The organism is Bacillus sp. Cr_A10, from assembly GCF_029222665.1.
Lineage (GTDB): Bacteria > Bacillota > Bacilli > Bacillales_A > Planococcaceae > Psychrobacillus.
On the sequence record NZ_JARHXR010000006.1, the window covers coordinates 1 to 25,328 of the forward strand.

Here is a 25,328-nt window from a genome sequence, read left to right on the forward strand (position 1 = left end):
AGCGTACTCAAGTACGTGACTGACCGAACGAATGAAGTTGACGAAGAAGTACGATGTGTATGGAAAGCCGAAGAGTCTAGTGATGATGGCGAAGAGGTCACACCCGTTCCCATACCGAACACGGAAGTTAAGCTCTTCAGCGCCGATGGTAGTTGGGGGTCTCCCCCTGTGAGAGTAGGACGTCGCTGGGCACTAGAAAAGTCGTTACCGATAATCGGTGGCGGCTTTTTTTTGTTTATTTTTTTATTTAGTGAAAAATGAAAAGGAATTTTAACTTATAAAGTGCGACATTTCCCGGGAAATACTGACAACTACCGACTCTCAGAAATTAAATTTTGACATACAATATCCGCTTAAATTCTCATTTTAAATCATTTTTTATGCTCAAAACAAAATTATCGTCATTTTTATACAATTTACATTTTAAATATATATGTTATGGTGCAACAAAGGGGTGATAACTGAATTGATTATTAAGAAACGTTCAATAGAACACAAATATATGGGGTTGAAGATGCTCTATCACCGTCTACCAATAGAGCATGCGATGAAACCATTGATAAATTCCAGGATGTTATCCGCAAAAGCTGGAATCATTGGAGAAACAATAGTAGAAGAGATATTTGAAAAATACCAATTTCCTTATGAATGTCGAATATTGCATGATGTGAGCCTATCTTCAAATGGTAAATTCCAAATGGATACTGTTTTTATTACTCCATATGGAATAGTTATTTTAGAATGTAAAAATGTTGTTGGGGAGTTGAGTTTTCAAAATGATCCCGCTTGTTTAGTCAGAAGGTTGGAGAATGGACAGGAGGATACTTTTGAAAGTCCAGAAGTGCAGCTAAATCGAAATATATATTTACTTAGAGAATGGTTAAAAGAGCGAGGAATTAGTTTACCCGTAAGTGGGGTGATTGTATTTAGTACAACTAAATCAAAAATTGTTAAACCTCCGCAGCATCTAGATGTTATTTATGCAACGAGTATTCCTGTCTATCTCCGACAGTTACAAACGCAGAAGGAATATTTGTCTGCTGATCAGATGGACTATTTAGTTAAAAATATTATGGAGTCTCATCAGTTTTATCTTCCTTACCCAATGTGCAGAAATTGGCGGATTGATCCTAGTGAATTGATTACAGGGGTTCAGTGTGGGAAATGTGAGAGTTTTGGTATGGAGAGAATTAAAAGAACTTGGTTATGCACAAATTGCAATTTTAAAGATTCCCATGCACATATAAAGGCGATAATTGAGTGGTTTGTGCTGATTTGGTGAAAAAATATCAAATAAAGAATGCTGTAAATTTTTACATATTCATAAACATCAGACAGCGACTAGAATTATTCAAAGTATGGGACTAATAAGAATGGGAGAAGGAAAATCGACTAAATATAAAATGAATGAAAAAATGCTATATGGTCAGAAAACTATTTATGTGGACAGAAAAAATTTTATCCGGTCATAAATTCTTTTATCCGGACACATTTAATTCTATCCGGTCAGAAATATCATTATACGGTCACAAACAAGATAAGCCCCTCCAAAGAGGGGCTTACCTTTTTAAATTTCACTCATTAGTGCGTGGGTATTGCCTTCAGTATCTTTAAAGAAGGCCATCCATGTTTCTACTTCTCCTATTTTAGCAACCATATGGGGTTCATCAATAAAAGTGGCTCCTGCTTCTTTCATGCGTGTTACTTCTCCATTTAAATCTTTTACTTGAAAGTATAATACGGAGCTTGGGTGATTGAACTCTTCTGTTTCGGGGCGGCTTAACAGCAGTCTCGTTCCTTCGCACTCAAAAAATGCTAATCCATTCGTTTCAAATAATAGTGGTAGTCCAATTACATTCTTATAAAACGCAACTGCGCGTTCTACATTTTCTACATTTACGGCAATTTGTCCGAGTTTCATTTGATAAACCCTCCATCTCTCCTTAATAAATTCTATATTACAGCCTAAAATCCTTTTACTATCGCAAAAAATATCAAAATCCCTCATAATAAGTCTATTAAAATAAGTGTATGAGGAGGTGCATGGGCAGTGGATATTATGCAAAAGACGATTAGTTGGTTAGAAACGAAACTGGAGGAACCAGTGAATAATGAAGAGATTGTTCAGTTAACGGGCTATTCGTTCTTTCACTTTCATCGTTTATTCCAAGGTAAAGTAGGCATGACGCTAAGTGAATATGTACGTCATAGAAGGCTGACGAACGCTGCAAATAAGCTAATATATACAGATACTCGAATACTAGATATTGCGTTTACTTACCAGTTTGAATCACAAGAGTCATTTACACGAGCCTTTCGAAAAGAATATGGCTTACCCCCAGGAAAGTATCGAGTGCTCATGCGAACTTTATTAGAAGAAAAAGATCAAAAGGAGGAAGAGATGATGGAAGGTTGGTTTTTAAGTGGTGCCCATAATAATAAGTATGAGATGAGTAGGGATTTTGAGAATGTCCATAAGGGTAGTGCTTCGGGATATTTAAGATCTGTAGCACCGGCCGTTCAAGGGGAATTTGGTACTGTCATGCAGCAATTTCTTGCAAATGAATGGTGCGGGAAGCGGATGAAGTTATCTAGTTTTATTCAAACGAAAGAAGTGGAAGGTTTTGTTGGATTGTGGATGCGTGTAGACGGTAAAGATGGAGACACTTTGCAATTTGATAATATGCAAAATCGTCCTATTACTGGGACCTCTGCATGGAATCATTACTCTGTCGTATTAGATGTGCCACATAATGCACATTCCATTTATTTTGGGGTTATGCTTCAGGGTGTAGGAGAAGTGTGGATGGATGAATTTGCTTTTATGCAAGTGGATGATAAAACTCCTTCTACTAACATGATGGTACCAGAAGAAATGCCTAGTGAACCAGTGAACTTGAACTTTGAAAAGGAATTTGAAAATTAATCGCAATTCTTTAACCACATTCTAAAAAAAGAATGTGGTATTTTTTTGTAATTTAGTATATACTACATTACAACACTAATGTACTAACTCATATGAAAGTAGGTTGCTATAAGTGAATCTTGATGCAGATAGTTCGAAGCCCATTTATATTCAAATAGCGGAATGGATTGAGAATGAAATAATCGCTGATCGATTCCAAAGCGATGAAAAAGTACATTCTCAATATCAATTAGCGGACCTTTTTAATATTAATCCTGCAACTGCAGCAAAAGGTTTAACAATTCTCGTGGAAGATGAGATTTTATATAAAAAAAGAGGTCTTGGCATGTTCGTAGCTACCGAGGCAAAAGAAACAATTCTAAATAAGAGACGGGGGGAAACGCTGACACGGATGGCGATGGAACTTGTTTTAGAAGCTAGGAGACTTTCAGTGTCAGAAGAAGAACTCATCCAATTAATAAAAAGATGTGAGGAGGAGCAAAAATGAAGGTTATAGAATGCCAACATATAAAAAAGAGTTACAGGAAGATACATGCGCTTGAAGATATATCATTTCACGTAGAAGACCATAAAATTACTGGATTAATAGGTCGTAATGGTGCTGGAAAAACAACATTACTTAAAATACTAGCAGGATTTATAAAAGAAGACGCTGGGCAGGTAAGAGTATTTTCTAATAAAGCTTTCAATAATTTATGTGTGTCCGCGAACAGTATCTTAATAGACGATCAAATGAGCTTTCCCGATTCATTTACGTTGGCAGATATTTTGAAAACTGCCCCAAGTTTCTACTCCAAATGGGATGCAGAACTAGCAGAACGATTATTTAACTATTTCAATTTGAATCCCAAACAGCAGCATTCAAAATTATCCACAGGAACAAGAGGAACATTTAATATAATTTTTGGTTTAGCGACACGTTGTGAATTAACGATGTTTGATGAGCCGACGAATGGAATGGATGAAGCTGTACGAACTGATTTTTATAGAGCTTTGCTGAAAGAATACATAGCACATCCTCGCACAATCTTAATTTCTAGTCATCACCTAGCGGAGATAGAACATTTACTAGAAGATATCCTTTTGATTCATAAAGGCAAGGTAGTTTTTCATAAGTCCCTCGATGAAGTGAAGGAGTATGCAATTGGAATTCAAGGTCATACCGAAGAAGTGAAAAAATGGACATCTCAAAAAGAGATTCTACATACGAAACAACTTAATGATCAGCTTCTATATACTGTGGTGAAGAAGGATGGACCTATGCATCTAGAAGGAGTTAGTACAAAATCTATTTCAGCAAGTGATGTTTGTATGTATGTAACTAGTGATTCGAAAGGAGGGATTGATGATGTTTTTAACTAATAGTACTCTAGGAAAAGTAGTTATGACACAGGTTAAGTTCAAGATGAACGCTTACATGGGCGCAATATTATCGCTTATTTTCGTGCAGCTAGTAGGACTTTTATTTTCTACGAATGGTTCGAGTACATTTGGAACTAGTATTAACAATATCCATATTCAAGTAATTACAATTTCAAATGATTTAGTATTGGTCTTTGTAGCAATTTGGGCTCTTTTTGTAGGAAATCTTATTACGACCAAAGCATATCGTTATGACGATTTTTCTTTTGTTACTACTCGCCTAAGCAGTAATATAGCCAATATCCTTGTCCTTCTAATTATTAGTGTATTTGCTGGAGTGTCCACTTTTTTATCTAACTATGTTTTACGTGTATATCTTTCTTTATTTGGCAGTACAGAGTATATGAAAAGTCCAGGTGTTTTCGATGAACCCTTTAGTTCGATCGGTACGATAATTGCCATTACATTATTGATTTTGAGTTTTGCGTCGGGCGGTTATTTAGCTGGTATGCTTATACAAAATAGTAGACTATTTTTGTTTATAATCCCCATTATTGTATTATCTATACTGACGACAGAAATCGGGCAAAAACTAATTCAGATTCTCTTTATGAATGAATCAATATGGTTATTAATCGTTAATCTAATTTTTGTGTCAATAGTTTTCTTTGGAACTGCAATAGTCAGCTCTAATCGACTGGAGGTTAGACCATGACAGTAATTATGGCGTTCATAACCATATTATTAATTTTACTTTTTTCTTGGTTTATTCGTGTTGGGATGAAGAACTTATCGAAGCGTATAATTTTAACTAAACGTCTGGCAAAAGGAATTATTCTAAGCTATATAAGTGTTCTTTTTTTAGCGGTTGTCGTGTACGAATTAATGCCAGCTAATGCGGAAGAAGTAATTTCAATAAACGAATTAAAAGAGCTAGAAAACGAAAATCAAGTATTTGATGAAGCGTTTAGAAAGAATGAAGTAAGCAAGCTTCATAAGGATTTTCTAGTGGAAGAATGGACGCATGAGATAGAGGGAGATACATTCCATATAGTATCTTCTAATCCAGATTATCTACCGGCAAAAGTATTTGTGGAATGGACTGACTCCAAGGAGAAACGAATAGAAGGTAAAATGTATCGTACAAATTTATTTATAAACGGGATGAATATGAAAGATAGAATTCCATTTTCCAAAGTTAAATGGGAAGAGGATCAATTAATAATTGAAGAGCCTACTGAACAAGAATTAAAGTATTATCGTTTTTCCAACAATCTAGCCATTTTAACGATCAATGATGTCTTTCCAAGCAATGAAACAGTAAGAGTGCAGGGGGAAACATATTTATATTTGACAGTTCCAAAACATATGAACGTAGTAGATGAGATGGGCTTACAATTGTATTAGGAGGAGAATTAATGATTACACTTGCCAAATATGAAATAATACATCGTGCAGCATTAGAGGATTATCCGCTTTCGGAGGAGCAGTTAGGATTCACAGGACATCCCCTTGAACTATTGGAACGTAGCGAGAGCAATACCACATATACGCCAATTGTTATAAAAGAAGATGATAGTGTGGCAGGTTTTTTTGTTTTGGATACGGGTGATGATAAATTCAACTATACCGATCACCAACAAAGCATTTTACTAAGAGGTTATTCGATCCATCCAGCATATCAAGGAAGAGGAATTGCTAAAACATCCATGATTCTACTAACGAAATATGTAAAAGAACACTTTCCGTTAGTAGAACAGGTTGTACTTGGTGTAAATGAAGCAAATAAAGCTGCGCAATCTGTCTATTTAAAATCTGGATTTATAGATGAAGGCACACGATTTACAGGAAGGTCTGGTGTACAAATTGCGATGTGCCTACGAGTATCGTAGATTACTTAATCAATCGATAGAGCACATCGTCATCTTCTCTTGGTGACCCTCTTCCATCTGTATTATTCGTAACAAAATAAAGGGATTCTCCGTCTGAGTAAACATCTCGAATACGACCAAAACCGGTGATAGAGCGTTCCACTTCTCCAGTGGAGACATCAATTACTTTTATCGCTTCTCCTCGAAGGGTAGCTACATATAATTTTCCCTTATGAAAACTGATACCTGAAGGAGCCCATGTCTCATTGGCACCGGAAGTGACGATAGGTGTAACATAACCATTTCTCCTTTCCGTGCCTTCTATAATGGGATAGCCATAATTTTTTCCTTGCTCGATTAAATTGACTTCATCATTAGCTGATTGTCCATGTTCGGCTTCATAAAGCTTTCCTTCTTTATCCCATGCCAATCCTTGTGGATTCCGATGACCTGTAGTATAAATCTCAAAAGTGCCATCTTCTTTCATTCGGACTATTTTTCCATTAAGGGAAGATGGGTCTTGGGCATTCTGGGGATTTCCAGCATCTCCAATAGTGATATAAAGAAGTCCATCTGGTCCGATTTCTAATCGACCTCCGTGATGGATGTTGCCAGTCGGGATACCGTCTAAATGAATAGCAGTCTCTCTCCACATGTCGTTTTCTAATTTAATGGTTACTACTCGATTGAAGGATTCCCCATTTTCATCATACGTATAATAAGCATAGGCTTCTTGTGAATCTATAAAATCGTTTTTTAATACAAAACCAAGTAAACCCGCTTCGGATGCGTCAGACAAATTATCTGAAAGCACCACTTCTTCATGCGTAACATTGCCATCACTTGTCACTTTTGCAATCCTACCTACACGTTCGGAAATATAAAAAGTGTTTTCATGCTGGTTAATCGCCCATGGAATATCTAGGTTTGTTGCCACTTTCTCCGCAATAATTTCTCCATCTGAAATGGGTTCATTTGTACAACCAAATAAAATGAGTGATAAGAGTATTAGTCTCTTCAATGGATATCCCTCCTTCTATTACTTCTTCCCTTTTCCTTATCTAATCTCCTTCAAATCTTGATAAGTTTTTCCTATGTAAATCGATAATAACTATTGAATTTACTTATCAAGAATAGAGGCGTAAGCTAACCATATGATAGATGTTTGGAAAGAAGGATATACAATGGAATTTTTCATATTTTTTTTGATTGGAATTGCAGGTAATGTAGTCGGTACATTGGTCGGTGGAGGGGGACTGATAAGCTTACCGACGATGTTACTTATGGGATTACCAGTGCATTCGGCAATCGGTGCAAACAAGGTTTCCAATACAGTCAGTTCTCTCTCAAGCTTTCTTGTTATCTTTAAGGAAAAAGAAGTTTCTGTGAAAGAAGCACTGTCGGTCCTTGTGTTTTGTTTAGGGGGAGGTATTTTAGGTGGACTAATTGCGTCTCTATTAAGCGGAAGTACACTGACCATCATTGCCATCATTTTATTAAGCTTTGCGTTTGTAACTTCCTTCATGGGAAAAGGGAATTTTGATGGGACGGAACAATTTAATGTTAATAAGAGAACGGGACCTGCACTGCTCGGTATAGGCATGTACGATGGAATGTTTGGTCCAGGGAGCAGCACACTTGCTATGTACTTATATGCAAGCCAAAAAATTGCATATATACGAGCGATCGGCTTAGCACGAATTGGAGTTTTTGCGAGTTGCTTTGGATCAGCCATTACGTATATCTCAACTGGTAAAATCATTTGGCCACTTACATTAGCATTAATGCTTGGAGCAATTGTAGGTGCTCAGGTTGGAGTAAGACTAGCTCGCAAATTAAAAACCGAGCATGTGAAACCACTTCTTAGACTAGTAACAGTTCTTTTAATCTTGCAAATTATGGTCGATTATTTTAAATAGTGGGGGAGAATAAATGAAATTGCGTTGTGCTATTCTAGATGATTATCAAAATGTTGCCCTTAAGATGGCAGACTGGTCCAATATTTTGGATGAATTAGAGGTAAAATCTTTTCAAAATCATTTTGAAAAGGAAGAGGAGCTCATTTATGCATTAAATGACTTTGAAATAGTAGTAATCATGCGTGAGCGTACACCATTTACTGCATCTTTGTTTGAAAAGCTACCAAAACTAAAATTACTCATCACATCAGGCATGAGAAATGCTTCTATTGACCTTCCGGCTGCAACAAAACATGGAGTAGCGGTATGTGGAACAGCAAGCATGTCTGAGCCGCCAACCGAACTGACTTGGGCTCTTATCTTAAATCTTGCTCGCCAAATTACAAAAGAAAATAATGAATTTCGAAATGATGGACCTTGGCAGAGCACGGTCGGGTCCGATTTATATGGAAAACGTCTTGGGATTCTTGGACTTGGAAAAATAGGGAGTAAGATGGCAATGATTGCGCAAGCATTCGGTATGGAAGTTATAGCGTGGAGTCAAAACTTAAAGAAAGAACAAACAGACAATCTTGGTGTACAACTTGCAACTTCAAAAGAGGAGTTACTTGAAACGAGTGACTTTGTTTCCATTCATCTTGTACTAAGTGATCGAACAAGAGGTGTGATTGGTGAGAAAGAATTGAAGCTGATGAAACCATCAGCTTATCTTGTTAATACTTCTCGCGCAGCTATCGTTGACCAAGATGCACTCATCCATGCTTTACGAGAAAACTGGATCGCAGGAGCAGGGATAGATGTATTTGACACCGAGCCACTTCCAATAAGTCATCCTTTCCGCGCTCTGCCAAATGTGGTTGCAACTCCTCATCTTGGTTATGTAAGCGAAAGAAATTACAGCACTTATTTTAAAGAAACAGTAGAAGATATCCAGGCATTCTTGGAAGGAAAAGTTATTCGGCAGTTGAATTAAATAAGAAAAAAGCTGTCCATTGAGTTTATTACTCCTATGGACAGCTTTTTCGATTTATTTTAATTTGGCCAACATCTCACCAAGTTCTTTTATACTAGCAGTTTCATCGGAAACGGTTGTTTTTAATAGTTCCTTTTGTCTTTCTAATGTTTCATTCAAAGTTGAGATCTCTGCAGACACATCCGCATCAGCTAGATCTCTTTTTTCTTTCAGCGATTTAATTGTATCGAATAAATCTTCATGGCCAACAATTCTGCCTTCACCCCACATAAGTTTTTCCTTTGGAGCTTCAAGCACATAGTCCGTGAAATAATCGAATACTTCTTTTTCAAAATCATATGCGTACCAGTTGTTATCGATTGCCCATAGGTACTCGTCCAGTGGGGTAGCGATATCACCTTGGTTTAACGCATCAATAGATAATGTTAAATTATCTATATTACTTTGTGCGTGTTCGTGAGGGAATATTAGAACGTCTTCCCATGTTAAACGTGTGAAATTATCTTCCGCATATTTAAATGCAGCAAGTAAGCCACTGTTCAACTCACGGCTTTCATCGTAAAGCTTTTTAGCTGTTTCAGAGTCACCTTCTGTTAACGCTGCTAGATAATCTTCATTAATCTTTGCTACCTTCGCATTTACTTCTTCTGTAATTGCTAGAGTACGATCAATTTCTGCAACAAGCTCGTCCGAAGAAACAGAAGCTTTTTCAAATGTTTCTGCATTGATTTTTTCTTTCAATGCTTGTAATCGATTTGTGAAGTCTAGTGGTACGACTGCAGTTTGATCATATTTCATAGTGAGTAAACCGTATAAATTTAAGTGGAATTTAAAAGCATCTTCATTATACGTTTCTTCATTGTCAAATTGAGAGTGATAATGCGAACGCATGAATTCACTATCTTGGAAATCATTACGCAGTGCGGGAACCCCAGCAATGCCAAAAGAGAAGTCATCAGACCAAGTACGTAGTGGGGAAACGACGGAAATACCATCTTTATATACACCATCTACAGCTGGGACTGTCTCCGCAAATCTCGTTAAATAGTTATCTAACTCATATACAGAGCGGATTTCATCTTGGGTAGTATGTTCATAAGCGGGAAGCTCAAAGTTCATATTAGCAAATGCTTTTCCAACCCATTCCGGGTGGATATTGAAGATTTGATTGTATGCGCCTGTTGACCAGTCATAACGAGAGTTGGAAACGCCCCATTCTTCTGCAGCAAGTGCATTGAAAATAATCGTTTTTTCTGGTTTGTAGCCGCTATCAACTAAACCTTTCGCAACACCCATCATTAAACCGATTGCGGCATTGTCATCCTGGAATCCAGTAAAATAAGAATCATAATGTGCAGATAGAATAATATAAGACTCAGGATCTTTTCCGATGATTTTACCGTAATAGTTATATGATTTCCCATCCATCTTCACGGTTGATTTTGCATCGAATTTAACTTTTATGGAACCATTCTCACTGGCTTCTAAAGCTTTCTTTAAACTATTACCGTCTGTTTGGGACATAGAAAATGCAGGTGCATCATCCGGGCCACAGATATCTTGGGCATTCAATGCATCTGGGTCCGCTTCACCGTAGCCAGCTTCTTGTACTGCAATTACTGCAGCAGCCCCTTTTAAATGCGCTTGATAAGCAGGGTAATTGATCCACCATTCCTCACGCTGGTTGATGTCTATTAAAACGAGTTTACCTTCAATATCAAGTCCAGCAAGTTCTTCTGCAGTACCTTTACCTGCATAGACGATATCTAATTCCTTCATGCCGTTAGTATCAAAGTTAACTTGGTAACCACCTAAAACAGCTAAATGCTCCTTGCCGTTTTCGTCTGTGAATGTTAAATCTGCTTTCTCAAATTCCCAAGTATCTAAAGTGAATTCATCCTTGGTTACTTCGGTTAAGCCAATTTTTTTCATTTCTTCTCCAATTTTTTCACCAGTTTTTAACTCTGCCTCGGAGCCAGCAGTGCGATATCCTAGTTTTTCATTGGTCTTAAATTCTTCTAAGCTTTTCGTGAATTCATATGCATAATCCACATCTACTGCAGATAGATAATTTTCATTTTTACCTTCCAAAGTAACATCCTTTCCTTCTTGGACAGTCTCTTCTTTCTTGTCAGAAGATTCCTCTTTAGGTGTACATGCTACGAGCGACATACCAACTAACATCGCCAAAGTAAGGCAGCTAACAAACTTTTTCAATTGATCACATTCCTTTACTAAAAATTTAAAAAATTCTTTATAGTTAAGAATTCCCTTTATTGCCCAAGCTAAACTATGATAATCTTAAATTAGTATAAAATCAAGGGGGTAAATCAAATGCTAAAAAAATTAGCATCAGACGCATTAGGCTTATCGGATATTGGAATAGTTGTACCGAAAACAGAATTTGATAAAACAGAATCAGACGATTTTGTGATGCACGAATCAGGTGAGGTTATTTATTTCCTTATCAAAACAAAAGCGGATGAATATTGCTTCACAAATAAAGGGCTTATTCATGTAGATGGTCAAAACGCAATGAGTAAGAAAAGAATGCTAAGAAGATACGATTATGCCTATCACCCAATTACAGACGTAGCACTTGAAACAGCAGGAACAATTGATCTAGATGTAGAAATCAAATTCACGATCGGCAATGTCCCTTTATCAATTGATATTCATAAAAAATTCTCAACGGAAATAAAAGACTTATATAAAGTAATTCACACTATTTCTGTTGAAATGAAAGAAAACGCTAAGAAATATGATATTGCCCAAAATAGCTTAGGATACGCAGCACAATCCATCGGCAAAATTGAAAGTAGAGAAGTGACTCCTGCTGGTTCATTTGAAGAGATTACTCGCTTCGCAACAGAATGGTTACTTGATCAAAAGGATAAATACGTTAAAAAAGATTTTGCAGACGTATTTGAACTATATATTAATGAATAAAACAAGAAAAGCCTCCGATGAATGTCGGGGGCTTTTGTTGTGACCGGATGAATAAACTTTGGTTACTTGTAATAAAAAACGTACTTAATCAACTATTCTTCTTCAATTTTTTCAACAGTTTTTAACTCTGGCTCGGAGCCAGCAGTGCGATATCCTAGTTTTTCATTGGTCTTAAATTCTTCTAAGCCTTTAGTGAATTCATATGCATAATCCACATCTACTGCAGATAGATAATTTTCATTTTTGATTGAGAACATAATTGTTAAGTTGTGAATCTTCAGATAAAATGGTATGATAATAAAGGGAAACCTTATTTAATTTATAAAATAAAAGGAAATCCTTCAAAAAGGAGAACATCGAATATGTATGACTATGAAATTAGAGTAAAGGAACACTTCAATACTCTTTCGAACAGTTTGAAGAAAGTAGCTGAACTATTAAAAGAGCATCCCTTCGTTTTTGCATCTAACTCTGCTGAAAAGATTGGAAAAATAATAGGAGTAAGTGAAACGAGTGTAATAAGACTGGCATATTCTTTAGGTTATAAAAGCTTTTTAGAATTACAAAAGGAGGTTAGATCTTCAGTATTTGAACTGAAATCTACCATATTGGATTATGAAACAGATATGATAGATACACCTGAGGAGTCTACAATTTTTGAACAAGTAATGCTTAGGGATCAAGTAAATATTAAAAGAACCACTCAATCTATTCAAAAATCTGATTTTGATGAAGCTATTAATAAAATCTATAACGCAAAACAAATAGTGGTAGTTGGAAATGGGGCGTCTTATGGTTTAGCTCACTGGTTTTGCTTCACCTTAAATACAATAAGAGGTAATAGTAAATTAATTAACTTAAATATGGATGATTACTTTTCTTTACAGAAACTAGATGAAGAGTGTGTATTAATTGCGTTTTCATTTAGTAGATACATGGTCCAAACATTACATGTGGCGGAAGAGTTAAAAAGGAAAAATGTATTTGTAATTGGCATCACTGATTCTGAAATTTCCCCAATCTCAGAGCATACAAGTTTACTGTTCTCAACTAAACTTGCCTATATGTCCACATTAGATTCTGCTCCGGTTGTAACATCTTTTTTAAATGCACTCTTAGCAGGGGTAATCTTAAAGGATTCTGATAAATATAAAAAGCAAAGGGCCTCTTATGAACAAACATATAGTAAATTGTTTTTTAATTAATAAAAGGAGGATTTACATTGATTAGCACTATTGAGGTAGAGAATGATCTGAAAGAAATTTTCGCACATTTACATGAACATCCGGAAACTAGTTGGAATGAAGTTCAGACTACAAAGTATATTAAAGATTTACTTGAAAGGGAAGGTTGTCGAGTCACTAGCTTTAGTGATTGTACTGGACTATTTGCAGATATAGGGACAGGGAAGCCAGTAGTTGCAATTAGAGCAGATATGGACGCACTTTGGCAAGAAGTAGATGGTGTCTTTAGAGCAAATCATTCGTGTGGACATGATGCTCACATGACAATGGTAATTGGAGCAATTCGACTTCTTTTGGCATCTAAGTTCACCGGAACAGTGCGATTTATATTTCAGCCAGCAGAAGAAAAAGGAAACGGTGCATTGAAAATGGTAGAAAAGGGAGCAATACATGATGTAGATTATCTATTTGGTATTCATTTGAGACCTATTCAAGAGCTAAACACAGGATTTGCTACCCCTATAATTGTACATGGAGCTGGTTGTTTTATGCATGCAACTATTTCTGGAGATGACAGTCATGGTGCGAGACCTCATCTAACATCGAATGCGGTTGATATCATCACTTCTGTTAATCATTTATTTAAATTTATAAATGTGGATCCGCAAGTTCCCTCATCTATCAAAATAACATCTATACAAGCCGGAGGGGATAATAAAAATATTATACCTGGAAATGGAAGTTTTAGTGTTGATATGAGAGCACAAAATAATGAAACAATGAGTCTTTTGAAAGAAAAAGCACTCAAGATAATTGAAGACGTTCAACATTTATATAATACGAAAATTGATTATTATTTTGAGTCAGAATTACCTGCGGCTATAGTAAATGATGAAGCACAAGAAATAATGAGAAAAGCGATTATTAAGGTAATAGGAATAGAAAAATGCACTAAACCACTTATAACTTCTGGTGGGGATGATTTTCATTTTTATACAATTAAGAAACCAGAATTGAAAGCGACCATGATAGGACTTGGATGTGATTTATCCCCAGGATTGCATCACCCTAAAATGTCATTTAACCATGATATGCTATTTACAGGTTCAGAGATTTTAAAGGAAGCAGTACTTATAACTTTAGAAAATAACTAAAAGGATCCTCTCATAATCGATTTAATCGGTTAAAAGAGGATTTTTTCTATAAAAAAAACCCGCCTAATAAATTAGGTAGGTTTTGTGTTATTAGTTAGACAGACTTAGTGATTCATCGGTAAACTCAATTTTTTCTATTGTATAATCATCTAAAGTATTTCTATCAATATCATAGCCTATACCTGGGGTAGTAGGTATTTTAATATGTCCTTTTTCATCCATAGTAACCTCAGGTTTAATGATGTCTTTCACCCAATAACGGGCAGAAGGGGCTGTATCTCCTGGGATGCTGAAATTCGCTAGTGAAGTAATAGCTATATTATGAGCTCTTCCTATACCAGATTCTAACATGCCTCCGCACCATACAGGTATATTATTTTCTTGGCAAAGGTCATGAATTTTAATGGCTTCTGAAATACCGCCAACACGACCTATTTTAATATTAATAATTTTACAGCTTCCAAGTTCAATTGCTTTTCGGGCATCTTCTACAGAATGTATACTTTCGTCTAAACATATTGGGGTTTGAATAGCTTTTTGTAAAATAGCATGATCGATAATATCATCATGCGCCAATGGCTGTTCAATCATCATTAAGTTCAAACTATCTATTTCCTTAAATAACTCAATATGATCTAAAGTGTAAGCAGAGTTAGCATCAGCCATAACGGGTATATCTCCAAACTTTTCACGAACACTACGGAGATATTCTATATCTTTTCCAGGCATAATTTTGATTTTAATCTTTTTAAATCCTTGTCGTAATGATTCTTCTACTCTCTCTAATAAATCTTCTTTCGTTTCTTGAATTCCAATACTTACTCCAACGGCGATTTCTGACTTTTTTCCACCGACAACTTCTGCAAGAGGTTTGTCCTGTGTTTTTGCATAAAGGTCCCAAAGAGCACCTTCAATTGCAGATTTCGCCATATTGTTTCTGCGAATACGACTAAACAATTTATTTGCTTCATCAGGATGTTGAATATTTTTTCCAAGAATAAGTGGTAATAGAAATTCTTTTGTAATTGCAATAGCAGTGGAAACTGTTTCTTCACTGTAATACGGATTAGAACTAACAACACATTCGCCATATCCAATATGATTTCCACTGTATATCTCAGTAATTAGAAATAATCGCTCCTGTTGTGTACCGAAACTCGTTTGAAAAGGAAATTTTAAATCCATCTTCATTTTTCGAATTACCACTTTTTCAATTAACATTTAATTACCTCCAAGTATATTAGTAAAGATGGCAAGCCACTTTATGTCCGTTGTCTATCGTTTTTAATACTGGTTCTGCTTGTTTACATATATCCGTAGCAAACGGACATCTGGTATGAAATACGCAACCTTTTGGTGGATTTACAGGTGATGGAAGTTCACCGATAAGTTTAATTTTTTCACGTTTTACAAATGGATTGGCTACCGGAATTGCTGAGAGTAAAGCTTTTGTATAGGGATGTAATGGATTTGCATACAACTCATCAGTAGGAGATTCTTCTACTAATTTTCCGAGATACATTACACCAATACGATCTGAAATATGTCGCACAACACCAAGATCATGTGAAATAAATAAATAGGTTAAGTTAAAATCTTCTTGGATATCTTCTAATAGGTTTAGTACCTGTGATTGAATAGATACATCTAGTGCTGATACAGGTTCATCACATATAATGACACTAGGATTGATAATTAGAGCCCTTGCTAATCCGATTCGTTGTCGTTGGCCACCAGAGAATTCATGAGGAAAGCGATAATAGTGTTCTCTTTGAAAACCAACTTTGTTTAAGATATTCATAACTTTTTCTGTTCGTTCTTTTTTGTTTCCCAATTTATGAATTTTAAGTGTCTCTTCAAGTATTGCCCCAATGCGTTTCCTAGGATTAAGGGATGAATAAGGATCTTGAAAAACCATTTGTAATTCTCGTCGAATATTTCTTAAATTGTTTCCTTTTAATTTGTTGATATCTTTTCCTTGATATATTACTTCACCTTCTGTAGGCTCAAGTAATCTTAAAATTGTACGACCAGTTGTACTTTTTCCACAACCGGATTCACCAACCAATCCATATGTTTCTCCTCGAAATAGACAGAAAGAAACATCATTTACAGCTTGTACTTGTGAAATTTTATTATTTAAAGATCCAATAATAGGAAAGTATTTTTTTAGATTTTTAACTTCTAAAATGACATCTTTAGGTGCTTCTGTTTTAGAAGGAGACTGCGGTACTACTTGACTTATTTCTGAAACCATTCATCACACCACCTTTTTCTTGAATCTCTTTGAAATGCCAACAGCGTACCTTGCGGTCATTATCATAAGACTCTAATTGAGGCATCTTTTCTCTACATAGGTTGGTTGCAAATTCACAACGAGGTGCAAAACGACATCCCGGTGGAATTTGGGTTAAAGTCGGTACCTTTCCTTCTATGACATAAAGTTTTTCATCACGAGGACCTTCGATATGCGGAATAGATTTTAAAAGCCCCTGGGTATAAGGATGAAGAGGGGAGGTGAAAATAAACTCCACCGAGGCTTCTTCAATTACTTGACCCAGGTACATAACAACAACTTTTGTACAAACTTCCGCAACCACACCTAAATCATGTGTAATCATTATGGTTCCCATATTAAATTCGTCTTTTAGATCATTAATTAAATCTAAAATTTGTGACTGGGTTGTTACATCAAGCGCGGTAGTTGGTTCATCAGCAATTAACAATTTTGGTCTACATGACAGTGCCATTGCAATCATGACACGCTGTCTCATCCCTCCAGAAAGCTCATGAGGATATTCATTCACTCGTTTTTCAGGAAGTGGTATGCCTGTTAATCTAAGCATTTCAATTGCTTTTTCTTCCGCTTCTTTCTTCGATAAGTTTTGATGGAGCAATAATGCTTCAACTATCTGATTGCCTACTGTATAAACTGGATTTAAGGAACTCATTGGATCTTGGAAAATCATCGATATCTCATTTCCACGTAGTTTCTGTAAATCTCTATAACTAAAATTTAAAATATCTTTATTCACAAATAGAATATTACCTTCATAACTAGTATTCTTTTCATCAAGGAGGCGAAGTATAGACTCTGCAGTTACACTTTTACCACAACCGGATTCACCTACAACGCCTACAGTTTCACCTTGTTTGACAGAAAACGATACATCATCAACAGCTGTGACAGTTCCATTCTCCGTATTAAAATGAATCTTTAAATTTCTTACTTCTAACAGTATGTCTGACATCGAATCACCACGCAGTTTCTTATTTTTTTGCCTTATTATTATGTGGGTCTAATAAATCTCTAAGTCCATCTCCAAAAAGATTTAGCCCAAAGACTGTAAGCATAATAGCGATACCAGGGAAAAGTGTCATCCACCAAGCGTTAAATATTACAGTTTTTCCGTCAAATAACAGGTTTCCCCAACTAGGATCAGGAGAAGGAATACCAGCACCTAAAAAACTTAATGCTGCTTCAATGATTATCGAGTCAGCAAATATAAAAGTGGCTTGCACAATAAGTGGTGATAAAACGTTTGGAGCAATATTTAACCAAATTATTCTTGATGAACTTGCTCCTTGTGCTCTTAATGCCTCCACGTAGGTTTGCTCCTTTACAACTAATGCAGCAGAGCGTACAGTTCTTGCTACGGAAGGAGTAAAAACAATGGTTAGAGCAATTATGACGTTTTCTAATCTAGGTCCAAGGGAAGCCATTATTGCGATTGCTAAAAGAATTGCTGGGAAGGCCATCAGCCCATCTGAAATTCTCATCAATATACCGTCTAATCTCTTGAAATAAGCAGAATACAGACCAATAATCATTCCTAGGATAGAGGTAATAATGGCTACCGCAAAGCCAATTATTAAGGAGACTCTTGCACCGTGAACAACCCTGCTAAATAGGTCTCTACCGTAGTTGTCAGTTCCCAAAAAATGTTCTCCACTTGGTGCTTTAAGCCTTTTCATAGCATCTAACTCATATGGAGTAAAAGAAGTAAAGAAAGGAGCTATAATCGCTAGCAAAATAATTACGATCATTATGATTGAACCAGATAGTGCAAGTTTATTTGAAAGAAATCGTTTTATCAAAAGGTCTCTATGTTTCTTTTTCATCTCACTTTTCAAAGCATTTAGTTGTTCATTAGTAATTACATTTTGCACTTCATGTCAACTCCTTTCTATTTTCTACCCAATCGAACACGTGGGTCGATAATGCCGTATAGTAAGTCGATGACTAAGTTGATCAGTACATAACTCACAGCTATTAACATAACGGAGCCTTGTATAACAGCGAAGTCCCGTCGCTCTACGGAGTTGATGATTAGTTGTCCAATACCTGGAATGTTAAAGACTGTTTCAACAACAGCGGCACCTGCAACAAGTGTTCCAAAAGTTTGTCCGATAATTGTAAGAATAGGGATAAAAGCATTTCTTAAAGTATGTTTAATTACAATTAGAGTCTCTTTTACTCCTTTTGAACGTGCAGTTTTAATATAGTTTGCATTTAATACATCTAGCATCGAAGATCGAGTCATTCTGGCTATTAGGGCAGCTTGCATTGCGCCAAGTGCTATTGCTGGAAGAATTAAATATTTCACATGGTCAAATAGTCCTTCACTAATTGGCTTATATCCTGCTACAGGAAGCCATTTAAGTTCAACACCAACCAACAAAATTAAGAATAAGCCAAGTAGAAAACTTGGGACGGAAATACCCAGTAAGGAAATTCCCATAAAGCTTTGATCCAAAAATGATCCTCTAAACTTTGCAGCAAGAATACCAAGAGGAATTGCAACTACGATTGCAAGAAATTGTGCCAGTATTGCTAAGGATAGAGTAGGTCCCAAATGTTCAAAAAAAGCTTGTGAAACTGGTTGTTTCATAAAAATGGAAGTACCTAGATCACCTCGTAGTATATTACCAAACCAAGAGACAAACTGTTCAATTGGTGGCCGGTTTAATCCGAGCTCTTCTCTGAGCTCGGCAACCTCTTCAGGGAATGCTTCCGGTCCTAAAATTACAGCAGCTGGATCACCAGGAGTTATATGCATTAATAGGAACACAACCACGGCTACTACTAGTAGAACAGGTATTAAAGATAATAAACGTTTTAAAATATAGCCTTTCAAGTGATCATCTCCCCGATGATTTAGTTCATTCATATACTTTACAAGTTACTTCTTATCTACATTCCAAAGAATGATTCCTTGAAGGAAATCCATACCTTTTACATCAGAACGTAGGGTTGTGATGGTTGTTTTGTTACCGAATTTAATCATTGGTAAATATTCGTAAAATTGTTCTTGTAAAGCATCAAAATGTTGTTTTGCTTCTTCTTGAGAACTTGCAGTATTAATTTTATTTAATAAATCATCAATAATTGGATCGTTTGTCCAACCTGGCCATTCATTAGAAGAAGCTAAGAAGACGTACTTAGTTGGAATAGGCTCTGTAGGGAAACCTGTAACAAAAATGTCATATGCATTTTCATCTGCTCTTTTTTGCAATACAGTTGCCCAATCATAAATATCTAGTTTTACTTTCATTCCTATACTTTCAAGTTGCTGCTGAACTACTACTGCAGCATTATAATGATCTTCGTAGTCACGAGTTGAAAGAATTACGATTTCATCCCCATTATATCCAGCTTCTTTTAGCAATTCTTTTGCTTTTTCAGGGTCATTTTGATTGTATTTCTCTTTCCCAGCTTCGCTATACCACTCTTTTTGATCTTTAATCATTAAGCCGTGCTCTAATTCATAAAATTCTGGACTTGTAAAGGCGGCTGTTAAGATTGCTTCTTCGTTTAAGGCTGCATTAACAGCTTGCCGTGCAACAACATTTTCAAAGAAACCAGATTTTTTATTAAATACAACACCATTAAAGCCATTGTGATCTACTGAATTTTTCACATCACTATTGGTAGCAAGTTGCTCGGCATTATCAAAAGAAATTGCATTTGCAATGTCATATTCACCTGATTGGATACCTGCTAATCGTGTAGATGCGTCCGTAACAAATTGGAAGTAAATATCATCAATGAATGCTTCTTTTTTGCCTGCTAAACCACTTGCAGGTTGATCAACAGATTGATATTCTTCAAATTTTGTTAGATGAACATATTGATCGGCTTTCCATTCAATTAACTTATATGGACCAGTACCGATGAATTCTGTTAAACCTTCTGCAGTTGCAGATTCTATAGTGGATTTTGGGGCTATAACTGCTGCTTGTCCTGGATCAGCTAACATATGCAAAGCAGTAAATTGTGCTTCAGGCATTTCAAGTGTTACTGTTTCTTCATCTACCTTTGAAAAAGTAGAATCTTTAAAGGAAGTTTTTCCTAAAGAGGTTGTTTCTACCCAACGTGTCATGGAAGCTACAACATCATCAGCTGTCATCACATCCCCATTATGAAACTTAATATCCTTCCGTAACTTGAAAGTAATTGTTTTTCCATCTTCACTTTGCTCATACGACTCTGCAAGTAGTGGTGTTATTTCAAAATTTTCATTTAGGGTTAACAATGTCTCATATACATTTCTCATAACGTCTCTAGTAGCCACCGCTGTTGTGATAAGTGGATCTAGAGTCGGAGGTTGGGCATTATAAGCTACTTGTAATTCTTTCTTTGCATCAGAACTATTTTCCTCAGAGTCTCCCTCAGAAGAACATGCTGCTAAAGCTAAAACTAGTACTAGCATCAAAGCAACAAAACTAAATTTGTTTTTTTTCATAACTTTCCCCCATTTTGTATTATTAAAAAGTTTACACTTCAAAACTAATCTTTTTTGAAGGAAACACTTTAAATTAATTTAACACTCTATTCTAATAATTTCAATAGGTTTAAAAATTAAAAAAATTTAATGAAATAATACATATAATTGTAAAACAGAAGGGTCAAGATAAGAGGATTTCACAAAGAGTTGTAGAATATCCGAATAGGGGGAGATTTCCATTGAAGAAAATGTCATTTTTTGAACAAGTTTTAAGTGCAGTTTTTATTCTCATAGGAATGTTTTTTTTAACTTTTGCAGTGCTTTTCTTTACTTTAATTATTGGGAAAATATCGTATGTAGCGTTCATATTAACAAGTGGAGTTGTGGTATATATCTTTTTTGTTCTTCTTGTCTTTCATTTCTTCCAAACGAAAAAGCGGAAGGTGATTTTCATAAGCTTTGGAATAATGGCGATTTTAGTAAGTACTGTTCCAGCTATTAAGTATGAATATACTAAACGAATTGAGATGGTGGATGCAGAAGTGAATATTTATGTCTATAAACCTTTTTCAGATTCACGAGAAATAGCAACATTAGAAGAGGCTTCAACTTTGCAGCTTAAAGACCAGCTACCGAGAATGGACGGAGCAACAGCTTTATATCCCTTATACTCAGCATTTGTTCAGGCTACATATCCGGAAAATGACTATTATCCATATGATAGTGCAGTGATGGTTAATACAACACCGGACGCCTACGACAACTTGATTTACGGAAAGGTAGACATGATTTTTGTCGCAGCTCCTTCTGAAGCACAGCTCACTAAAGCAAAGCAACAAGGAAAAGAGCTGAAATTGACACCGATTGGAAGAGAAGCATTTGTCTTTTTCGTCAATCAAAAAAATAAAGTAAATGGATTAACGATGGAGCAGATAAAAGATATATACTCTGGCAAAGTGAAAAATTGGAAAGAGGTCGGAGGAGCAGATGATTCTATACGTGCTTTTCAACGTCCGGCAGATAGCGGAAGCCAAACAGCACTCGAAAACTTAATGGGGGACACTTCTATTATGGAGGCACCTTCAGAAGATATAGCTACTGGAATGGGCGGAATTATAAATGAAGTATCGCAGTATAAAAATTTTAAAAATGCAATAGGTTATACTTTCCGTTTTTATTCGACTGAAATGGTAGGAAACGAGAAGATAAAATTATTAGAAATAGATGGTGTGGCACCTACGAAAGAAACGATTCGATCAGGTGCCTATCCAATCGCATCCGAGTTTTATATTGTAACAGCAGGTAGTGATAATCCGAACGTCGAGAAGATGATTGAATGGATACTTTCTGAGCAAGGGCAGAAGTTACTCGAGAAAGCTGGGTACGTTCCCATAGCAAAATGAACAGAGCTCCCGACATAGATGTTGGGAGCTCTTTTTTATGAATAAAACTTAATGTGAACCATCCGATAATAGAGCCAAACCATCCGATAATCTGGCCAAGCCATCCGATTATTGAAGCAAGCCATCCGATTCGACCAGATAAGCATTTATTCTGTCCGGATAGAAAAAATTGTGACCGGATAAACAGAAATATGTCCGGATAAAAAAATATGTGATCGGATAAATTACTTTCTGTCCATTCAACATCTTTTCTACATTAATTAATGTTCTACTTGTAATAAAAAAGTCTCGTTATCTATTATCTTGCTGAGCCATCCGATTCGACCCTATTAACCGGATAATAAAAAGCGTTTAGATTAGAGTAAATCCAATTCGTCATTTAATTTTTTTGCTTGGTTACGGAAATAAAGATAGAAGGCTGTCCAAAAAATTAAATAAAATCCAGCAAATAATACAATTGCTGAGAAGAAGCTAGACCATTCAAATGGCACCCAGCCAATTCCAAACGCTAAAATAAAATACAATACGACAACGGTTAGAAAATGTAATCCTGTCTGTTGGGCTAAACGCAATTTTGGATTTTCAAAATAGAGAGGGCTCACCGTGAAAAACCATCCACAAAAAATAGAACCTAGCGAATTCTTCAAAAATAGTTGCCCATCTATCATCTCTTGTTCTCCAAAAAGTACTATTAAATTAGTAAATAGGACGGCTAAGAAAGCCCCAAAGAAAATGCCAATCATGCTTCGAAAAAGAAAGGTCTTCATACACTTTTCCTCCTATTCATCTTTAATGCTTCTTTAATCGTGTTTACATAGGTTCGGGAAACATATTCCTTTGCACCTGATTTGAAATGCACACATAGGGTGCCATTGAATGATGCTTCAAACCGACTCAATTCATGCAGGTTTGCAATAACGGATTTCGATAGGCGGAGAAATTTATTAGAAGGAAGAATTTCCTCGAGTTCATAAAGTTTTTCTTTTAATTTATAGGAACCAGAAGTAGTAACGGCGATGACTGCTTCTTTTTCTGTATGGAAGTAGTGAATATCCAAAGGTTTTAAAATATGCTGCATTTCTCCCACTTTCCCTACAAGGAATTCTGTTTCTTGCCCTTTTATATAATCAAGTAACTCTTGGACGGAATCATCCAACTTAGGCGTTTCAATTGTAACTTTTGTCTCTTTAAAATCATCATCTATATTCAATGAAACTTTCAATACTTGACACCCCTCTCTCCCTAAGTGTAATGGTTTCATGAGTAGCAAGCTATATCATTTTTCGTCTGTTTTGTATTCTCAAAGTTATTATAGAAACAAGAATTAATGCAACGATATAACCGATGGAAAGGAGGGTGCTGTGGCCAAAGTTAAGCTGCCCATTCCAAACTGCGATAAACAAATTGTTTAAATGATACAAAGGATTAACGTCCGCAATAACTTGCATAAACTTTGGCATCATGTTGATAGGCATCGCAAATCCACCAGTAAGCATAACGATTTGGAAGAGGACAATCGAAAATACTAGGGCACTATTCATATTTTGAAAGAAGGAATAAATAGCAGATGCCAAGATAAGAAGCGCAGCATTTATTAAAATGAAAAACCCATAGGAAGATAGAGCCTCCCGCAAATGAAACTGTAAATCATACATAAGCAAACCTATCAAATATATAAACACATATCCAAGGCTTGTAATAATAATGGAGCGGAGAATACTGGAAAGTAATAGCGTTTTTCTTGGAACAGGAGATAGACTGATTCTTTTCTCTATGCCTGTCGTCCGTTGCATTACTTGGTCAAAACCATAAGCGAAAAATACAACCGTAAAAGTAATGAGTAAGATAAAGGAGGGGGTGTAGGTTTGGGCATAGCTTAAGTTTGCGCCATATGTTTGATCCCCATATAATTGCCCCATAAATATATACGTAGCAGGTGGAACGACAACGGTGAAAACTAAATAAAAGATTTCTCTTGTGAACATTAATAAATCATATTTTAATTGTGTTGCTAACATTTAAACTCCTCCTCAAATGGAAACTTTCGCAAGATAAAACGCATGAATAGATTTATAGCCTGTAGCTAGAATATTTTGGGTAGTGTCGAATACCTCACTTATTCCATTGTTGATCAGCATCACTTTATCGCAGTACAATTCGATTTCATCCATATTATGTGTGGTTAAAATGACGGTGCCTCCTGTACGTTTGTTGTAATCGGTAATATACGACCAAAGGAGATTTCGCATATGTGGATCAAGTCCTGTAGTTGGTTCGTCTAATATAAGAAGCCTAGGTTCAGACAAAAATGCTATTGCTAAACTAACTATTTGCTTCCATCCGCCAGAGAGCTTATCAAAGTATTTCTTTCGGTGGGGCTCTAATTTGAAATCTGCAATGATTTGTTTAATATCAACGGGTGATTGATAGTACGCTTTGAATAATTTCAGTAATTCTTCTACTTTTAACGTTTTATAAAATTGTGTGGGCTGCAAAACGACAGATATTTGTTTTCGAATATACTCCAATTGGGTAATAGATAGAGACTGTATATCTTCATTTAATACGACTACATTACCAGCATCATATTGTTTAATCGTCATCAGAATCTCAAGAAAAGTTGATTTTCCTGCTCCATTCTTACCGATGACCCCTATAATATCACCTGCTTTTGCTTGAAAATTCACGTCTTGTAAAACATTGTTTTGTCCATAAGATTTTTTTAAATTACGAACGTCAATTATATTCATTGCAATTCCTCCAATAAATTTCTTTGTATACCAAGTTTATGGTGGAATAACTAAAAAGACAGTTTGTTTTATGTGAGTGGTATTTAAAGGGGAGTGACTTGCAATAAAA

27 protein-coding genes and 1 rRNA gene are annotated in these 25,328 nt (G+C 35.9%); 14 read left to right on the top strand and 14 right to left on the bottom strand.

The window, feature by feature from the left end:
* Positions 1-75: 75 nt before the first annotated feature.
* Both rrf and P2Q73_RS03140 read left to right on the top strand, forming a co-directional pair.
* Positions 76-191 (top strand): 5S ribosomal RNA (gene rrf / locus P2Q73_RS03135).
* Positions 192-466: 275 nt separating this feature from the next.
* A complete protein-coding gene (locus P2Q73_RS03140) occupies positions 467-1,282 on the top strand; it encodes a nuclease-related domain-containing protein (RefSeq protein ID WP_275783786.1) in 816 nt (271 codons plus the stop codon).
* A gap of 285 nt (positions 1,283-1,567) precedes the next feature.
* Here P2Q73_RS03140 and P2Q73_RS03145 read toward each other — a convergent pair whose 3' ends face one another.
* On the bottom strand, positions 1,568-1,921 hold the full coding sequence (locus P2Q73_RS03145) for a VOC family protein (RefSeq protein ID WP_275783789.1): 354 nt from the start codon (positions 1,919-1,921) through the stop codon (positions 1,568-1,570).
* Positions 1,922-2,059: 138 nt separating this feature from the next.
* Here P2Q73_RS03145 and P2Q73_RS03150 point away from each other — a divergent pair, with 138 nt between their 5' ends.
* The 6 genes from P2Q73_RS03150 to P2Q73_RS03175 all read left to right on the top strand — a co-directional run bounded on the left by P2Q73_RS03150 (position 2,060) and on the right by P2Q73_RS03175 (position 6,180).
* A complete protein-coding gene (locus P2Q73_RS03150) occupies positions 2,060-2,926 on the top strand; it encodes a helix-turn-helix transcriptional regulator (RefSeq protein ID WP_275784219.1) in 867 nt (288 codons plus the stop codon).
* A gap of 112 nt (positions 2,927-3,038) precedes the next feature.
* The gene (locus P2Q73_RS03155; protein WP_275783792.1) at positions 3,039-3,413 is read left to right on the top strand and encodes a GntR family transcriptional regulator; all 375 of its coding nucleotides are present in this window, start codon (positions 3,039-3,041) and stop codon (positions 3,411-3,413) included.
* Entirely contained in the window at positions 3,410-4,288 is an 879-nt protein-coding gene (locus P2Q73_RS03160) for an ATP-binding cassette domain-containing protein (protein WP_275783795.1), read from the top strand. Before P2Q73_RS03155 ends, P2Q73_RS03160 begins: the two co-directional genes overlap by 4 nt.
* Positions 4,275-5,003, top strand: a complete 729-nt coding sequence (locus P2Q73_RS03165) for a hypothetical protein (RefSeq protein WP_275783797.1) — start codon at positions 4,275-4,277, stop codon at positions 5,001-5,003. The genes P2Q73_RS03160 and P2Q73_RS03165 overlap by 14 nt, the downstream gene beginning before the upstream one ends.
* Positions 5,000-5,695 carry a hypothetical protein gene (locus tag P2Q73_RS03170; protein WP_275783799.1) on the top strand — a complete coding sequence of 232 codons (696 nt, stop codon included), beginning with the start codon at positions 5,000-5,002 and terminating at the stop codon, positions 5,693-5,695. Before P2Q73_RS03165 ends, P2Q73_RS03170 begins: the two co-directional genes overlap by 4 nt.
* Before the next feature lie 11 nt (positions 5,696-5,706).
* Positions 5,707-6,180 (top strand): GNAT family N-acetyltransferase, encoded by a 474-nt coding sequence (locus P2Q73_RS03175; protein ID WP_275783802.1) that lies wholly within the window; start codon positions 5,707-5,709, stop codon positions 6,178-6,180.
* A gap of 1 nt (position 6,181) precedes the next feature.
* Here P2Q73_RS03175 and P2Q73_RS03180 read toward each other — a convergent pair whose 3' ends face one another.
* On the bottom strand, positions 6,182-7,180 hold the full coding sequence (locus P2Q73_RS03180; RefSeq protein ID WP_275783805.1) for a PQQ-dependent sugar dehydrogenase: 999 nt from the start codon (positions 7,178-7,180) through the stop codon (positions 6,182-6,184).
* Between the two features lie 163 nt (positions 7,181-7,343).
* Here P2Q73_RS03180 and P2Q73_RS03185 point away from each other — a divergent pair, with 163 nt between their 5' ends.
* Both P2Q73_RS03185 and P2Q73_RS03190 read left to right on the top strand, forming a co-directional pair.
* A complete protein-coding gene (locus tag P2Q73_RS03185) occupies positions 7,344-8,078 on the top strand; it encodes a sulfite exporter TauE/SafE family protein (RefSeq protein WP_275783808.1) in 735 nt (244 codons plus the stop codon).
* Positions 8,079-8,091: 13 nt separating this feature from the next.
* A complete protein-coding gene (locus P2Q73_RS03190) occupies positions 8,092-9,051 on the top strand; it encodes a D-2-hydroxyacid dehydrogenase family protein (protein ID WP_275783811.1) in 960 nt (319 codons plus the stop codon).
* A 54-nt stretch (positions 9,052-9,105) separates the two neighbouring features.
* On the opposite strand, the gene P2Q73_RS03195 is transcribed toward P2Q73_RS03190, so the two are convergent.
* Positions 9,106-11,268, bottom strand: coding sequence for a M28 family peptidase (locus tag P2Q73_RS03195; RefSeq protein ID WP_275783813.1), 2,163 nt, complete (start codon positions 11,266-11,268; stop codon positions 9,106-9,108).
* Between the two features lie 117 nt (positions 11,269-11,385).
* On the opposite strand from P2Q73_RS03195, the gene P2Q73_RS03200 reads away from it, so the two are divergent.
* Positions 11,386-12,000 carry a PH domain-containing protein gene (locus tag P2Q73_RS03200; RefSeq protein WP_275783815.1) on the top strand — a complete coding sequence of 205 codons (615 nt, stop codon included), beginning with the start codon at positions 11,386-11,388 and terminating at the stop codon, positions 11,998-12,000.
* Between the two features lie 92 nt (positions 12,001-12,092).
* On the opposite strand, the gene P2Q73_RS03205 is transcribed toward P2Q73_RS03200, so the two are convergent.
* A complete protein-coding gene (locus P2Q73_RS03205) occupies positions 12,093-12,257 on the bottom strand; it encodes a hypothetical protein (protein WP_275783818.1) in 165 nt (54 codons plus the stop codon).
* A gap of 105 nt (positions 12,258-12,362) precedes the next feature.
* Here P2Q73_RS03205 and P2Q73_RS03210 point away from each other — a divergent pair, with 105 nt between their 5' ends.
* Positions 12,363-13,205, top strand: coding sequence for a MurR/RpiR family transcriptional regulator (locus P2Q73_RS03210; RefSeq protein ID WP_275783821.1), 843 nt, complete (start codon positions 12,363-12,365; stop codon positions 13,203-13,205).
* A 20-nt stretch (positions 13,206-13,225) separates the two neighbouring features.
* Positions 13,226-14,338, top strand: a complete 1,113-nt coding sequence (locus P2Q73_RS03215; RefSeq protein ID WP_275784222.1) for a M20 peptidase aminoacylase family protein — start codon at positions 13,226-13,228, stop codon at positions 14,336-14,338.
* Between the two features lie 90 nt (positions 14,339-14,428).
* Here the strand turns inward: P2Q73_RS03215 and menC are convergent, their stop codons facing one another.
* The 6 genes from menC to P2Q73_RS03245 all read right to left on the bottom strand — a co-directional run bounded on the left by menC (position 14,429) and on the right by P2Q73_RS03245 (position 21,084).
* The gene (gene menC, locus P2Q73_RS03220; RefSeq protein ID WP_275783824.1) at positions 14,429-15,559 is read right to left on the bottom strand and encodes an o-succinylbenzoate synthase; all 1,131 of its coding nucleotides are present in this window, start codon (positions 15,557-15,559) and stop codon (positions 14,429-14,431) included.
* Between the two features lie 19 nt (positions 15,560-15,578).
* Positions 15,579-16,595 (bottom strand): ABC transporter ATP-binding protein, encoded by a 1,017-nt coding sequence (locus tag P2Q73_RS03225; protein ID WP_275783827.1) that lies wholly within the window; start codon positions 16,593-16,595, stop codon positions 15,579-15,581.
* Positions 16,552-17,589: an ABC transporter ATP-binding protein gene (locus P2Q73_RS03230; RefSeq protein ID WP_275783830.1), complete on the bottom strand. Its 1,038-nt coding sequence runs from the start codon at positions 17,587-17,589 to the stop codon at positions 16,552-16,554. The genes P2Q73_RS03225 and P2Q73_RS03230 overlap by 44 nt, the downstream gene beginning before the upstream one ends.
* Positions 17,590-17,608: 19 nt before the next feature.
* A complete protein-coding gene (locus tag P2Q73_RS03235; protein WP_053592295.1) occupies positions 17,609-18,460 on the bottom strand; it encodes an ABC transporter permease in 852 nt (283 codons plus the stop codon).
* A gap of 65 nt (positions 18,461-18,525) precedes the next feature.
* Entirely contained in the window at positions 18,526-19,476 is a 951-nt protein-coding gene (locus P2Q73_RS03240; protein WP_275783833.1) for an ABC transporter permease, read from the bottom strand.
* Positions 19,477-19,521: 45 nt separating this feature from the next.
* A complete protein-coding gene (locus P2Q73_RS03245) occupies positions 19,522-21,084 on the bottom strand; it encodes an ABC transporter substrate-binding protein (protein ID WP_275783836.1) in 1,563 nt (520 codons plus the stop codon).
* Positions 21,085-21,314: 230 nt separating this feature from the next.
* On the opposite strand from P2Q73_RS03245, the gene P2Q73_RS03250 reads away from it, so the two are divergent.
* Positions 21,315-22,469: a PstS family phosphate ABC transporter substrate-binding protein gene (locus tag P2Q73_RS03250; RefSeq protein WP_275784227.1), complete on the top strand. Its 1,155-nt coding sequence runs from the start codon at positions 21,315-21,317 to the stop codon at positions 22,467-22,469.
* A gap of 356 nt (positions 22,470-22,825) precedes the next feature.
* Here the strand turns inward: P2Q73_RS03250 and P2Q73_RS03255 are convergent, their stop codons facing one another.
* The 4 genes from P2Q73_RS03255 to P2Q73_RS03270 are packed head-to-tail and all read right to left on the bottom strand — an operon-like array spanning position 22,826 to position 25,219.
* A complete protein-coding gene (locus P2Q73_RS03255; RefSeq protein WP_275783839.1) occupies positions 22,826-23,236 on the bottom strand; it encodes a DUF3021 domain-containing protein in 411 nt (136 codons plus the stop codon).
* Positions 23,233-23,691: a LytTR family DNA-binding domain-containing protein gene (locus P2Q73_RS03260; RefSeq protein WP_275783842.1), complete on the bottom strand. Its 459-nt coding sequence runs from the start codon at positions 23,689-23,691 to the stop codon at positions 23,233-23,235. Before P2Q73_RS03260 ends, P2Q73_RS03255 begins: the two co-directional genes overlap by 4 nt.
* Positions 23,692-23,740: 49 nt before the next feature.
* Positions 23,741-24,487, bottom strand: a complete 747-nt coding sequence (locus P2Q73_RS03265) for an ABC transporter permease (protein WP_275783844.1) — start codon at positions 24,485-24,487, stop codon at positions 23,741-23,743.
* 12 nt (positions 24,488-24,499) lie between these two features.
* Positions 24,500-25,219 (bottom strand): ABC transporter ATP-binding protein, encoded by a 720-nt coding sequence (locus P2Q73_RS03270; protein WP_275783847.1) that lies wholly within the window; start codon positions 25,217-25,219, stop codon positions 24,500-24,502.
* Positions 25,220-25,328 lie beyond the last annotated feature (109 nt).

Coding starts and splice junctions, on each gene's coding strand:
- P2Q73_RS03150 (WP_275784219.1), top strand. CDS start 2,060: ATGCAAAAGACGATTAGTTGGTTAGAAACGAAACTGGAGGAACCAGTG.
- P2Q73_RS03185 (WP_275783808.1), top strand. CDS start 7,344: ATGGAATTTTTCATATTTTTTTTGATTGGAATTGCAGGTAATGTAGTC.
- P2Q73_RS03230 (WP_275783830.1), bottom strand. CDS start 17,589: ATGTCAGACATACTGTTAGAAGTAAGAAATTTAAAGATTCATTTTAAT.
- P2Q73_RS03245 (WP_275783836.1), bottom strand. CDS start 21,084: ATGAAAAAAAACAAATTTAGTTTTGTTGCTTTGATGCTAGTACTAGTT.
- P2Q73_RS03255 (WP_275783839.1), bottom strand. CDS start 23,236: ATGAAGACCTTTCTTTTTCGAAGCATGATTGGCATTTTCTTTGGGGCT.
- P2Q73_RS03175 (WP_275783802.1), top strand. CDS start 5,707: ATGATTACACTTGCCAAATATGAAATAATACATCGTGCAGCATTAGAG.
- P2Q73_RS03250 (WP_275784227.1), top strand. CDS start 21,315: ATGTCATTTTTTGAACAAGTTTTAAGTGCAGTTTTTATTCTCATAGGA.
- P2Q73_RS03165 (WP_275783797.1), top strand. CDS start 4,275: ATGTTTTTAACTAATAGTACTCTAGGAAAAGTAGTTATGACACAGGTT.
- P2Q73_RS03210 (WP_275783821.1), top strand. CDS start 12,363: ATGTATGACTATGAAATTAGAGTAAAGGAACACTTCAATACTCTTTCG.
- P2Q73_RS03225 (WP_275783827.1), bottom strand. CDS start 16,595: ATGGTTTCAGAAATAAGTCAAGTAGTACCGCAGTCTCCTTCTAAAACA.
- P2Q73_RS03190 (WP_275783811.1), top strand. CDS start 8,092: ATGAAATTGCGTTGTGCTATTCTAGATGATTATCAAAATGTTGCCCTT.
- P2Q73_RS03160 (WP_275783795.1), top strand. CDS start 3,410: ATGAAGGTTATAGAATGCCAACATATAAAAAAGAGTTACAGGAAGATA.
- P2Q73_RS03270 (WP_275783847.1), bottom strand. CDS start 25,219: ATGAATATAATTGACGTTCGTAATTTAAAAAAATCTTATGGACAAAAC.
- P2Q73_RS03265 (WP_275783844.1), bottom strand. CDS start 24,487: ATGTTAGCAACACAATTAAAATATGATTTATTAATGTTCACAAGAGAA.
- P2Q73_RS03170 (WP_275783799.1), top strand. CDS start 5,000: ATGACAGTAATTATGGCGTTCATAACCATATTATTAATTTTACTTTTT.
- P2Q73_RS03235 (WP_053592295.1), bottom strand. CDS start 18,460: ATGAAAAAGAAACATAGAGACCTTTTGATAAAACGATTTCTTTCAAAT.
- menC (WP_275783824.1), bottom strand. CDS start 15,559: ATGTTAATTGAAAAAGTGGTAATTCGAAAAATGAAGATGGATTTAAAA.
- P2Q73_RS03200 (WP_275783815.1), top strand. CDS start 11,386: ATGCTAAAAAAATTAGCATCAGACGCATTAGGCTTATCGGATATTGGA.
- P2Q73_RS03145 (WP_275783789.1), bottom strand. CDS start 1,921: ATGAAACTCGGACAAATTGCCGTAAATGTAGAAAATGTAGAACGCGCA.
- P2Q73_RS03205 (WP_275783818.1), bottom strand. CDS start 12,257: ATGTTCTCAATCAAAAATGAAAATTATCTATCTGCAGTAGATGTGGAT.